Source organism: Mucilaginibacter sp. PAMB04168, assembly GCF_039634365.2.
GTDB lineage: Bacteria > Bacteroidota > Bacteroidia > Sphingobacteriales > Sphingobacteriaceae > Mucilaginibacter.
Genome location: NZ_CP155079.2, coordinates 1,371,895 through 1,385,415, shown reverse-complemented (window position 1 = coordinate 1,385,415; position 13,521 = coordinate 1,371,895). Strand labels below are relative to the sequence as shown.

The window sequence follows — 13,521 nt, the reverse complement described above, 5'->3', positions numbered from 1 at the left end:
TGCTAAGATAAATAAATTAACAAAGTTCGTATGGTTCAGGTTTTACTTAAAATTCTTTCATTTAAGTAGTTAAAAATTCATTATAAACCTTAACTTTGCGCTCCGAAATAGTGTGATATACTCATACGCACTCGTTTCATTATCAGTAAATAAAAATTACGCAAGGTATATATGCCAAACATTGGAAAAATCTCACAAATCATTGGTCCGGTAGTTGACGTAAGCTTTAGCGATGATGCACATCTTCCCAAAATTTACGATGCGCTGCAAATCACTAAAAGCAATGGACAAAAAGTTGTTTTAGAAGTTCAGCAACACCTGGGCGAGGATCGCGTTCGTGCTATTGCCATGGACTCAACCGACGGCTTATTGCGCGGCATGCCGGTAACCGACCTTGAATCACCTATCCGTATGCCTATTGGCGACGATATCAAGGGCCGGGTATTTAACGTAGTTGGTGAAGCTATTGATGGTATTCCATCTTTGGATACAACCAATGGCCGCCCTATTCACGCTACGCCTCCAAGATTTGAAGATTTATCAACCGAATCAGAAGTACTGTTTACCGGTATTAAAGTAATTGACCTGCTGGAGCCTTATGCTAAAGGTGGTAAAATTGGATTGTTTGGTGGTGCTGGTGTTGGTAAAACGGTATTAATTCAGGAACTGATCAACAACATTGCTAAAGCATACTCTGGTTTATCAGTATTTGCCGGTGTAGGTGAGCGTACCCGCGAAGGTAACGACTTATTGCGCGAGATGCTGGAATCGGGTATTATTAAATACGGCGAAGCCTTTATGCATTCAATGGAAGAAGGTGGCTGGGATCTTTCAAAAATCGACAAAGAAGAATTGAAAGACTCTAAAGCAACCTTTGTATTCGGTCAAATGAACGAGCCGCCGGGTGCACGTGCACGTGTTGCCTTATCAGGTTTAACTATTGCCGAGTATTTCCGTGATGGTGATGCTGAAGGTAAAGGTCGCGATATTCTGTTCTTTATCGATAACATTTTCCGCTTTACCCAAGCTGGTTCTGAAGTATCGGCACTGTTAGGCCGTATGCCATCAGCGGTAGGTTACCAGCCAACACTTGCTACCGAGATGGGTGTGATGCAGGAGCGTATTACATCAACCAAACGTGGTTCTATTACATCTGTACAAGCGGTTTACGTACCTGCGGATGACTTGACCGACCCTGCGCCGGCCACAACCTTCGCTCACTTGGACGCTACAACGGTATTGTCTCGTAAAATTGCCGAGTTGGGTATCTACCCTGCGGTTGACCCTCTTGATTCAACTTCACGTATCCTGAGCCCTACTATACTAGGTGCTGAGCATTATGATACTGCACAACGTGTTAAAGAAATTTTGCAACGCTATAAAGAGTTACAAGACATCATTGCCATTTTAGGTATGGATGAGTTATCTGAAGAAGATAAACTTACTGTATCACGTGCACGTCGCGTACAACGCTTCTTGTCACAACCTTTCCACGTGGCCGAGCAATTTACCGGTTTAAAAGGTGTATTGGTTGATATTAAAGATACCATCAAAGGCTTTAACATGATAATGGATGGCGAAGTGGATGAATATCCTGAAGCCGCTTTTAACTTGGTAGGCAGCATTGAAGATGCTATCGAAAAAGGTAAAAAACTGTTAGCAGAAGCGAATAACTAATAGATGTGAGACATTAGATTTGAGATTTGAGATAAAGACAATGATTAAACGCATCGGTCTCACATCTCAAATCTCACATCTCAAATCTAACCCCAATGACTTTAGAAATTCTTACTCCCGATAAAAAAGTGTTTGAAGGTGAGGTTAACTCTGTTACCGTACCGGGCACTATGGGATCATTTGAGATATTAAATAACCACGCGCCTATCATCTCTACTTTAGAAGATGGCAAGCTTACCGTTCGCGGCACCGGCAAAGAGGATGTATTTCTGATTAAAGGTGGTGTGGTTGAAGTGAATAACAACAAAGTGATGGTATTAGCCGAAGGTATTACCCACCGTTAGTATTCCAATACCATTATAAACAAGAAACGCCCGACTGCACAGTCGGGCGTTTCTTGTTTATAAGCCTCTCTACTGTCCACATATTCCCTTCTGCAGTTTCGGGCAGGCGGCAAAAATCCTGTTCAAGCAATAGCTATATGCTAATACTACATACCGGTACCCTTGCATAACACATCTTTGCAACACATTCTGTTAATTTCCATCCCGTTAATTGCTGTTCAAGCAAAACCCTTACTAAGCCATACCACCGCCCGGACAAATTAAGTACTCATTATAAAAGAGCGCAGGGACTAAAAACAGCAACGAAAAACTTTTAGAACTCAATGCTAAAGCACAACCGCCGCCTAGCTTTTTTCGCTTCTACGTATTTTTAAGTCATAATTAAGCAGCAATGCTATGCATGCATAACATACATACCGAAAACCAATTTAAACTTTGGTATACTACGTTAAGAACATAATTCTGTATATATTAATAATTGTAAAACATTATTCTGCAATTCACATCTAATCAGAATAAAAAACTTTGCAAAAAAATTTAATTTGGCTATTGCCACTTTTAACGCATCTCCCTACCTTACAAATATTGATTGTAACCTAAGTCGACAACCTATTTAGCACGCGGGCGCATTTGTACCAACAATAAAGCGTTTGCTCAGAAGTTGAAAAGGCCGCATCAAATTTAACCAAAAAGAGCTGTTCAAACTAAAATGAGTTATACAACCGATACTACCGAAGCAACAGAGTTAAACCGCTACAGCAAAACCCTTACGGCCGACCCTACCCAGCCGGCAGCACAGGCCATGTTATATGGCATTGGCTTAACCGATGATGACATGAAAAAGGCGCAGGTGGGTATTGCCAGTATGGGTTATGACGGCAACACCTGTAACATGCACCTTAATGATTTGGCCCAGGTGGTTAAAAAAGGTGTTTGGGGCGAAAACCTGGTGGGCTTAATTTTTAACACCATTGGTGTAAGCGATGGCATGAGCAATGGTACCGACGGCATGCGCTACTCACTGGTTAGCCGCGATGTAATTGCCGATTCGATTGAAGCGGTTTGCGGTGCACAATATTACGATGCATTAATTGCCCTGCCTGGTTGTGATAAAAATATGCCTGGCTCATTAATAGCTATGGGTCGGTTAAACCGCCCATCTATTATGGTATATGGTGGTACTATAAAACCTGGCCATTATAAAGGCGAGGATTTGAACATCGTATCGGCATTTGAGGCGCTGGGCAAAAAAATTGCCGGCACTTTAGACGATATTGACTTTAAAGAGATCATTAAAAATGCTTGTCCTGGCGCTGGTGCTTGTGGAGGCATATATACGGCAAATACTATGGCCGCCGCTATTGAGGCGCTGGGCATGAGTTTGCCATACTCATCATCAAACCCGGCATTAAGCGAAGACAAACAAAAAGAGTGTTTGGCCGCTGGCAAAGCAATTTATAAGTTACTGGAGCGCGACATTAAGCCATCGGACATCATGACCCGCAAGGCGTTTGAAAATGCTATTGTTACCATTATGGTAATGGGTGGCTCTACGAACGCCGTGCTGCACATGATAGCTATTGCCAAGAGTGTTGATGTACCTTTAACATTGGATGATTTTCAAACCATCAGTAACCGTATACCGCTATTGGCCGATATGAAACCGAGCGGTAAATACATGATGGAAGATTTGCACAAGGTTGGCGGCATACCTGCCGTTATGAAATACCTGCTTAAATTAGGCTGGCTGCATGGCGATTGCTTAACCGTAACCGGAAATACACTGGCCGAAAACCTGGCCGATGTACCTGACTTTGATTTTGAGAAGCAAGACATTATTATGCCGGTTGAAAAAGCAATTAAAGCAACCGGGCACTTACAGATACTATACGGCAACCTGGCAACTGGCGGTAGTGTAGCCAAAATTACCGGCAAAGAAGGGGAGCGTTTTAGCGGCCCTGCCAGGGTGTTTGAAGGTGAACAATCACTTATAGCCGGTATAACCAGCGGCCGCGTACGCCCGGGAGACGTGGTGGTAATAACCCACGTAGGCCCTAAAGGAGCGCCTGGCATGCCCGAAATGCTCAAGCCAACATCGGCCATATTTGGAGCAGGTTTGGGCAGTTCGGTAGCGCTGATTACCGATGGCCGCTTTTCCGGCGGCACACATGGCTTTGTGGTAGGCCACATTACGCCTGAGGCCTGGGAAGGTGGCAACATAGCCTTAGTGAAAGACGATGACCACATTACTATTGATGCGATAAGTAACACGATCACCTTAGATATTAGCGAAGAGGAACTGGCACAGCGCCGCAGCCAATGGCAGCAGCCTAAGCCGCCGGTTAGCAAAGGCTTACTATTTAAATATTTTAAAAGCGTAAAAGACGCCAGCCAAGGCTGCGTTACCGACGAAGAGTAAATCGGGCTGTAGGTTGTAATATACTGTGTTATAAGCTTTAAATAAAAACAGCACATATAGCCCACACCTTAAAAAAAGAACAAACAACTTAGAACGAATACCATGGAAGTTGCACAACAAGACGTACTTACTGCACCTGAAGAGCAGGCCGCTGTTGAAATGACGGGATCGGCTGCGCTGTTGGAAGCCCTGATTGTGGAAGGCGTTGATACCATTTTCGGTTATCCGGGTGGTGCCATTATGCCTATTTATGATGCTTTGTATGATTACAAAGAAAAGCTCAATCACATCCTCGTGCGCCACGAGCAAGGAGGCATTCACGCCGGGCAAGGCTACGCCCGTTCATCAGGCAAGGTAGGCGTCGTCTTTGCAACAAGCGGTCCTGGTGCCACTAACCTGGTAACCGGCCTGGCCGATGCGCAGATAGATAGCACACCATTGGTATGTATAACCGGACAAGTGTTTGCCCACTTGCTGGGTACCGATGCCTTTCAGGAAACCGACGTAATTAACATCACCACCCCGGTAACCAAATGGAACTACCAGGTAACCGATGCTAACGAAATTCCGGAGGCTATCGCAAAAGCGTTTTACATAGCACGCACCGGCCGGCCCGGTCCGGTATTGATTGATATCACCAAGAACGCGCAGATACAAAAATTCCAGTATAAAGGATATGAACCGTGCAAGCACATCCGTAGCTACAGGCCCAAACCAATTGTTAGGCCGCAGTTTATTGAGCAGGCTGCACAGGTCATTAATGAGGCTAAAAAACCTTTTATCCTTTGGGGGCAAGGCGTTCTGTTAGGCAGTGCCGAGCAGGAGTTTAAAGCCTTTGTTGAAAAAAGCGGCATTCCGGCTGCATGGACAATTTTAGGCGCCGGCGCTATCCCAACCGATCATCCTCAGAACGTGGGTATGCTGGGAATGCACGGCAATTATGGCCCCAACGTATTAACCAACGAGTGTGATGTGTTGATTGCCATTGGCATGCGTTTCGATGACCGCGTAACCGGCCGTTTAGATAAATATGCCAAACAGGCTAAAGTTATCCACCTGGATATTGACCCGGCCGAAATTGACAAGAACGTAAAAACGCATGTTGCCGTTTGGGGCGATTGTAAGGAAACCTTACCCCTGCTAACGCAGCTGGTTGAAGCCAAACAACATACCGAATGGCTGGAGAAATTTAATGACTTTACCCGCAAAGAGTTGGAAGCCGTTATTGATGCCGAGCTGCACCCGCAAACCGGCGAAATGACCATGGGCGAGGTAATTGATCAACTCAATAACTTAACCAACGGTGATGCAGTAATTGTAACCGACGTAGGCCAGCACCAAATGGTAGGCTGCCGTTATGCTAAATTTAACCACACCCGCAGCAATGTAACCAGCGGCGGCTTAGGCACCATGGGCTTTGCTTTACCTGCGGCTATCGGCGCTAAGTTTGGCGCACAGGAACGCACCGTTGTAGCTGTAATTGGCGATGGCGGCTTCCAAATGACACTGCAGGAACTGGGCACTATTATGCAAAGCGGTGTTGACGTAAAGATCCTGATCCTGAACAACCGTTTCCTGGGCATGGTACGCCAATGGCAGGAACTGTTTAACGAGCGTCGTTACTCCTTTGTAGATATCCAAAGCCCCGATTTTGTACAGGTGGCTAAAGCTTACGGCATTGCCGGCAAGTGTATAAGCGAGCGCGAAGATTTGGGTTCGTCACTTCAGGAAATGCTGCAACACCCCGGCTCGTTTTTATTGGAAGTAATGGTGACTAAAGAGAACAACGTTTTCCCGATGGTACCACAGGGATGCAGTGTAAGCGAAATCAGACTTAAATAAACCACACCTCATGAGCAACGAAGAGATATTACCTGAGGGTAAACAGGAATTTAACATCACGGTATATACCGAAAACCAAATTGGTTTACTGAATCGCATCGCTATTATTTTTACTCGCCGTAAAATTAATATCGACAGCCTGAACACTTCTCCATCAGAAATTGAAAGCATTCACCGCTTCAATATCGTAATTGACGAAACTGAGGAAGTAGTGCGCAAAGTTTGTCGCCAGATTGAGAAGCAGGTAGAGGTTTTAAAAGTTTACTACCACACCAACGCCGATATTATTTGGCAAGAAATGGCCCTGTACAAGGTGCCTGCCGATATAATTGCTGAAAAGGCCTCAGTTGAACGCCTGCTACGCGAGAATGGGGCACGTGCGGTAGTAATTCGTAAAGATTACATCGTATTTGAAACCACAGGTCACCGCGAGGAAACGGACAATTTGATAAAAGTACTGCAACCTTATGGCTTAATTGAATTTGTACGCAGCGCTCGCATTGCCATTATTAAAGATAGTGATGGTTTTAACCGCAAGCTGCGCGAGTTTGAACAACGCGAACCGGGTGAGGATGTAATCGAAAACGAATATTTAAACCAGGGGCAAAAAGTATTCACCATGTAGGTTTAAGGTTTTGGGTTGAAAGAATCTGACGATTCATACCCTTAACCAATAATTATCAACCCATAACGAAAAATTAAAAAACGAAATCATAACACAATAACTAAATAAAGAAATGGCACAATTAAATTTTGGCGGTACCGAAGAAAACGTAGTAACCCGCGACGAATTTCCTTTATCAAAAGCACAGGCTGTATTAAAAGATGAAGTAGTAGCGGTAATTGGCTACGGCGTTCAGGGTCCGGGCCAGGCGCTTAACCAAAAAGACAATGGTATTAACGTTATTGTTGGTCAGCGTAAAAACTCAAAAACCTGGGATAAAGCCATAAGCGACGGCTTTGTACCCGGCGAAACTTTATTTGAGATTGAAGAAGCACTGGAGCGTGGTACCATCATTTGCTACCTGTTAAGCGACGCTGCCCAGATTGAATTATGGCCAACTGTTCAAAAGCACTTAACGCCAGGTAAAGCCCTGTATTTTTCACACGGTTTCGGTATCACCTTTAACGAGCAAACCGGCATCGTTCCGCCAGAAGGTGTTGACGTGTTCCTGGTAGCGCCAAAAGGTTCTGGTACATCATTGCGCCGCATGTTTTTACAAGGCCGTGGTTTAAACTCAAGCTTTGCTATCTTCCAGGATGCAACCGGTAAGGCATGGGAACGTGTTATTGCTTTGGGTATTGCCGTAGGTAGTGGTTACCTGTTCGAGACCGACTTTAAAAAAGAAGTGTTTAGCGATTTAACCGGTGAGCGTGGTACGCTGATGGGTTGTATACAAGGCATCTTCGCCGCCCAATATGATGTCTTGCGCAGCAAAGGCCACTCACCGTCAGAAGCCTTTAACGAAACGGTTGAAGAATTAACCCAATCATTAATGCCACTGGTAGCCGAAAACGGCATGGACTGGATGTATGCCAATTGCTCAACCACTGCACAACGTGGCGCTTTAGACTGGTGGAAAAAATTCCGTGATGCTACCAAACCGGTATTTGAAGAATTATATGAAAGCGTAGCTACCGGTAAAGAATCTCAGCGTTCAATTGACAGCAACAGTCAGCCTGATTACCGCGTAAAACTGAATGAAGAACTGAAAGAACTTCGCGAGAGTGAAATGTGGCAAGCCGGCAAAACGGTTCGCAGCCTGCGCCCTGAAAACCAGGAAGTAGAAGCATAAATTTGCGGTAGAAAGTACAAAGTAGTAAGTACGAGGTTCAAGGTTTTAAATTCGACCTGAGTAACGTACTTGCTACTTTGTACTTACTACTAATTACCTTAAAAGATATATGGGAAAAACACTGTTTGATAAGATTTGGGACGCGCACATAGTAAGCAGCAACGAAGGCTTCCCGGATATTTTATACATTGATACACATTTTATACACGAGGTAACCAGCCCTCAGGCCTTTGATGGTTTACGCCAGCGGGGCTTGCCTGTTTTAAGGCCAAAGCAAACGGTGGCTACGGCCGACCATAACGTACCCACCTGGGACCAGCACCTACCCATCCGCGAAGAGCTTTCGCGCTACCAGGTTGATATGCTGACCAAAAACTGTGCTGAATTTGGCATTGAGCTTTACGGCTTAGGGCATCCCTACCAGGGCATTGTACACGTAATTGGTCCGGAGCTGGGCATAACCCGCCCGGGTTGCACCTATGTTTGCGGCGATAGCCACACGTCAACCCACGGTGCTTTTGGCGCTATTGCATTTGGTATAGGCACCTCGCAGGTGGAACAGGTTTTAGCTACGCAGTGCCTGTTGCAGCAGCGCCCTAAACGCATGAAAATTGAAGTGAACGGCCAGTTGCAAAAAGGTGTGGGTGCTAAGGATATCATCCTGTATATCATTTCCAAAATTTCCGCTGCCGGAGGTACCGGGTATTTTGTAGAGTATGCAGGCGATACCATACGTTCCCTAAGCATGGAAGGCCGCATGACTATCTGTAATATGAGCATCGAAATGGGTGCCCGTGGTGGTTTAATAGCGCCTGATGAAACTACAGTTGAATACGTAAAAGGCCGTGAGTTTGCGCCCAAAGGCGAAGAGTGGGATAAAGCTGTTGACTACTGGAAAACACTATACTCCGACGCAGATGCGGTATTTGACAGCGAACTTTACTTTGATGCGGCCGATATTGAGCCGATGATTACCTACGGCACTAACCCAGGCATGGGTATTGGCATCAGTCAGCACGTGCCCGAAACGGCCAGCTTTGAGGCTAAAGAACAAGGCTCATACGCCAAGGCGCTTAACTATATGGGTTTGCATGATGATGAATCGCTGCTTGGTAAACCTATCGATTATGTTTTTATAGGCAGCTGTACCAACTCCCGCATTGAAGACTTACGCCTGGTTGCCGACTTTATAAAGGGCAAACACAAGGCCGATAATGTTACCGTATGGGTAGTGCCGGGCTCTAAACAAGTACAATTGCAAGCCATTGAAGAAGGCTTGGATAAAGTATTTGAAGCAGCAGGTTTCCCACTGCGCGAACCAGGTTGCAGTGCCTGTTTAGGCATGAACGAAGATAAGATACCGGCAGGCAAATATTGTGTATCTACCTCCAACCGTAACTTTGAAGGCCGCCAGGGACCAGACTCTCGTACATTTTTGGCCAGCCCCTTAACTGCTGCAGCGGCAGCTATTACCGGTAGGGTGACGGATGTGAGAGCGTTATTACAAGAGGAGGAAGTAGCATAATGGCGACTAAAATATTTAAACACTTACAAACTTCGATAGTGCCTTTGCCTATCGAGAATATAGACACCGACCAGATCATACCGGCCCGGTTTCTGAAAGCCACAACCCGCGAAGGCTTTGGTAATAATCTGTTTCGCGACTGGCGCTTTGATAACGAAGGCCAGCCCAAGCAGGATTTTATATTGAATGATCCGACTTACTCGGGCAAAATCCTGGTAGCCGGTAAAAACTTCGGTTGCGGCAGTAGTCGTGAACATGCTGCCTGGGCCATAGCCGATTACGGTTTTGATGTAGTGGTAAGCAGCTTTTTTGCCGACATTTTTAAAGGCAATGCCTTAAACAATGGCCTGTTGCCTATCCAGGTAAGCGACGAATTTTTGAAAAAATTATTTGAAGTAGTTTTTTCTGATCCAAACGCCGAGGTAGAAGTTGATCTGGAAAACCAGTTCATCAAAATTGTGAGCACCGGCCAGCAGGAAAGCTTCGAGATTAATCCATACAAAAAAGCCTGCTTAATAAACGGCTATGATGATATTGATTATATCTTAAGCAAAAAACAATTAGTAGAAGAATACGAAGCGAAGTGAGTTGTATGTCGTGAGCCGTAAAGCCATTCTAACACTTAAAACTCACAACTTTCAACCTACAACTAAATAACAAATGGGAATTAAAAAACACATACTGGTCATCCCGGGTGATGGCATCGGGCCTGAGGTTACTACCTGGGGCAAAGCTGTTTTACAACATATAGCTGCCGCGTTTGGCCACGAGTTTACCTTTGATGAGGCATTGATGGGCCACGCCGGCATCGAGGCAACAGGCAGCCCCCTACCTGACGAAACTTTAGAAAAAGCCAAAGCTAGCGATGCTATATTGTTTGGCGCAATTGGCCATATCAAATACGATAATGATCCATCTGCCAAAGTTCGTCCCGAACAAGGCCTGTTAAAGATACGCAAGGAGCTTGGCTTGTACGCTAACCTGCGTCCCATCATGTTGTTTGACGAACTACTGGATGCATCGAGCTTAAAACCGGCTGTGCTACGGGGTACCGATATCCTTTTCTTCCGCGAGCTGACCGGTGATGTTTACTTTGGCGAAAAAAACCGTAGCGAGGACCGTAATACCGCGTCCGACCTGATGATCTATCATCGTTATGAGATAGAGCGCATTGCCCGTAAAGCTTATGAAGCCGCAAGGGTACGCAGCAAACGGCTATGTTCGGTAGACAAAGCCAACGTGTTGGAATCATCGCGCCTTTGGCGCGAGGTGGTGCAGGAACTGGCCAAAGAATACCCTGATGTAGAAACCGAACACATGTTTATTGACAATGCCGCCATGCAGCTGGTTAAAAACCCTAAAAAGTTTGATGTGGTGTTAACTGCAAATCTTTTTGGCGATATTTTAACTGATGAAGCCTCACAAATTGCAGGATCAATGGGTATGCTGGCTTCAGCATCAGTAGGTGATGGTACCGGTTTTTTTGAGCCTATACATGGTTCTGCACATGATATTGCTGGACAAAACAAAGCTAATCCGCTGGCCTCTATCCTTTCTGTAGCCTTAATGCTGGAGATAAGCTTTGGCCTTAAAGAGGAAGCCAAACGAATTACTACCGCTATAGATCATGTACTGAAAGCAGGTTACCGTACAGGCGACATTGCAGATGCGCATACAAATACCGAAAAGATATTGGGAACCGATGCCATGGGTAAAAAGGTATTAGAGTTTTTAGCCAATCCGGCATTATAACGCATTGTTTGCTTGATTTGCAGGAAATTAACAGAATATAAATTTATAAACCATTAATTAAAAATCACACCTCGGGAAAATTGGAGGAACTTCGTATGAAATGGAATGCAGACTTATATGATGATAAACATGGTTTTGTTTCGCAATTTGGTGCAAGTGTACTTGAACTGCTGGATGTAAAGCCTGGCGAATCAGTACTGGATATTGGCTGCGGAACAGGTGATTTAACCAAGCAAATACAAGAGCAGGGCGCAGATGTATCAGGTACCGATTATTCGGCCGAAATGATTGCCCAGGCTCGTTTCAAATACCCGGACGTACCGTTCGAGGTGACCGACGCTGCCAACTTTTCGGTGGAATATCCCTACGATGCGGTATTTTCTAATGCTGCGCTGCACTGGATTCATAATTCGGGCGGTGTTATTAAATCGGTTTATGAAGCACTGAAACCTGGCGGCCGCTTTGTGGCCGAAATGGGCGGCAAAGGCAACATAGGTAAATTACGGGCGGCTATAAAACAAGTACTGCAAAAGCATGGCTATACTCACCAGGCCGAAACACAGATATGGTATTTTCCATCGCTGGGCGAGTACACCAGTTTACTGGAGAGGCACGGGTTCCGGGTAACTTACGCTATTCACTTTGACCGGAAGACTCCCCTACAGGATGGCGATCAGGGCGTAGCCAAGTGGATTAAAATGTTTGGAGCACAATATTTTACTGGCATACCCCAAGCCGAGCATGCCAAATTACTAAAAGAAATAACAACCCTACTGGAGCCCCATTACAACGAAAACGGGCAATGGTACGCAGATTATAAAAGACTAAGATTTAAAGCAGTGAAAGAGATTTAAGCATTTAGTGTGAGATATGAGAGTAACTCACATTTAAGCTCATCTTCTGATAAAAAAATAACTAAACATGATAAAAGATTAAGGATAGAGACCCCGCAAAAGCTTGTCTCAAATCTAAAATCTTACATCTCAAATTTAAAACAATGTTACACGATCCAAACCGAGTTTACGTATTTGACACCACCTTACGCGATGGTGAGCAGGTACCGGGCTGCCAGTTAACCACGCCTGAAAAGATAGAGATTGCGCGCGAGCTGGAAGCGCTGGGCGTTGACATTATCGAGGCCGGTTTCCCGGCATCGAGCCCCGGCGATTTTCAAAGCGTGGTAGAAATTGCCAAAGCTGTTCAATCACCAACCGTTTGCGCCCTTACCCGTGCACACAAAGGAGACATTGATGCCGCTGTTGAGGCTTTGCGATACGCAAAGCGTCCGCGTATACATACCGGCATCGGCTCGTCTGACATGCACATCAAGCATAAATTTAACAGCACCCGCGAAGAAATATTGGAGCGCGCTGTTGAAGCCGTTAAGTACGCCAAAAAATCGGTTGAGGATATTGAATTTTATGCCGAGGATGCCGGCCGTGCTGATATAGAATTTTTAGCTAAGATGGTAGAAGCGGTTATAGCAGCCGGCGCTACCGTGGTTAACATCCCCGACACTAACGGTTATTGCCTGCCCGACCAATATGGCAGCAAGATCCGTTTCCTGAAGGAGAATGTTAAGAACATCGATCAGGCCATCATATCCGTACACTGCCACAACGATTTGGGTTTGGCTACAGCTAATTCGGTAGCAGGCTTGCAAAATGGCGCCCGCCAAATTGAAGGCACTATTAACGGTATTGGCGAACGTGCAGGTAACACGTCTATTGAGGAAGTCGTCATGATCCTGAAAACGCACCAAACGCTGGGTTTACATACAAACATTAATACCCAAAGCTTTTACGAGCTAAGCCGCATGATCAGCACACAAATGCGCATGCCGGTTCAACCCAACAAAGCGATAGTTGGCAGCAATGCCTTTGCACACAGCTCAGGCATCCACCAGGATGGTTTCCTGAAAAACCGCGAAAATTACGAGATCATTCGTCCCGAAGATGTAGGCTTCCCGAGCGCCAGCATCGTATTAACAGCACGCAGTGGTCGGCATGCATTAAAATTCCACCTCGAGCGTTTGGGTCATAGTCTGAGCAAGGATGAACTGGCTACTGCTTATCAGCAATTTTTAGCACTGGCCGATAGTAAATTGAACATTGATGATAATGACCTGCTTACTTTGGTAGCGCATCGTTTGGTTAAACAATAACA

11 protein-coding genes are annotated in these 13,521 nt (G+C 45.3%); all 11 read left to right on the top strand.

Features of this window, described 5'->3' with window-relative positions; genetic code table 11:
- The first annotated feature begins 171 nt into the window (after nucleotides 1-171).
- The 11 genes from atpD to ABDD94_RS05930 all read left to right on the top strand — a co-directional run bounded on the left by atpD (nucleotide 172) and on the right by ABDD94_RS05930 (nucleotide 13,519).
- Nucleotides 172-1,677: a F0F1 ATP synthase subunit beta gene (atpD, locus tag ABDD94_RS05980; protein WP_345948439.1), complete on the top strand. Its 1,506-nt coding sequence runs from the start codon at nucleotides 172-174 to the stop codon at nucleotides 1,675-1,677.
- A 95-nt stretch (nucleotides 1,678-1,772) separates the two neighbouring features.
- On the top strand, nucleotides 1,773-2,021 hold the full coding sequence (gene atpC, locus ABDD94_RS05975; protein WP_345948440.1) for an ATP synthase F1 subunit epsilon: 249 nt from the start codon (nucleotides 1,773-1,775) through the stop codon (nucleotides 2,019-2,021).
- 709 nt (nucleotides 2,022-2,730) lie between these two features.
- Entirely contained in the window at nucleotides 2,731-4,440 is a 1,710-nt protein-coding gene (gene ilvD, locus ABDD94_RS05970; RefSeq protein WP_345955081.1) for a dihydroxy-acid dehydratase, read from the top strand.
- A 102-nt stretch (nucleotides 4,441-4,542) separates the two neighbouring features.
- Nucleotides 4,543-6,282 carry a biosynthetic-type acetolactate synthase large subunit gene (gene ilvB / locus ABDD94_RS05965; protein ID WP_345955080.1) on the top strand — a complete coding sequence of 580 codons (1,740 nt, stop codon included), beginning with the start codon at nucleotides 4,543-4,545 and terminating at the stop codon, nucleotides 6,280-6,282.
- Nucleotides 6,283-6,292: 10 nt separating this feature from the next.
- Entirely contained in the window at nucleotides 6,293-6,907 is a 615-nt protein-coding gene (gene ilvN / locus ABDD94_RS05960) for an acetolactate synthase small subunit (protein WP_345948443.1), read from the top strand.
- 112 nt (nucleotides 6,908-7,019) lie between these two features.
- Nucleotides 7,020-8,078: a ketol-acid reductoisomerase gene (gene ilvC, locus ABDD94_RS05955; protein ID WP_345948444.1), complete on the top strand. Its 1,059-nt coding sequence runs from the start codon at nucleotides 7,020-7,022 to the stop codon at nucleotides 8,076-8,078.
- A 109-nt stretch (nucleotides 8,079-8,187) separates the two neighbouring features.
- A complete protein-coding gene (leuC, locus tag ABDD94_RS05950) occupies nucleotides 8,188-9,603 on the top strand; it encodes a 3-isopropylmalate dehydratase large subunit (protein WP_345955079.1) in 1,416 nt (471 codons plus the stop codon).
- Nucleotides 9,603-10,190, top strand: coding sequence for a 3-isopropylmalate dehydratase small subunit (gene leuD, locus ABDD94_RS05945; protein ID WP_345955078.1), 588 nt, complete (start codon nucleotides 9,603-9,605; stop codon nucleotides 10,188-10,190). The genes leuC and leuD overlap by 1 nt, the downstream gene beginning before the upstream one ends.
- Nucleotides 10,191-10,263: 73 nt before the next feature.
- On the top strand, nucleotides 10,264-11,355 hold the full coding sequence (gene leuB, locus ABDD94_RS05940) for a 3-isopropylmalate dehydrogenase (RefSeq protein ID WP_345955077.1): 1,092 nt from the start codon (nucleotides 10,264-10,266) through the stop codon (nucleotides 11,353-11,355).
- A gap of 95 nt (nucleotides 11,356-11,450) precedes the next feature.
- Nucleotides 11,451-12,209, top strand: coding sequence for a methyltransferase domain-containing protein (locus ABDD94_RS05935; RefSeq protein WP_345955076.1), 759 nt, complete (start codon nucleotides 11,451-11,453; stop codon nucleotides 12,207-12,209).
- A 143-nt stretch (nucleotides 12,210-12,352) separates the two neighbouring features.
- Nucleotides 12,353-13,519, top strand: a complete 1,167-nt coding sequence (locus ABDD94_RS05930; protein ID WP_345955075.1) for a 2-isopropylmalate synthase — start codon at nucleotides 12,353-12,355, stop codon at nucleotides 13,517-13,519.
- Nucleotides 13,520-13,521 lie beyond the last annotated feature (2 nt).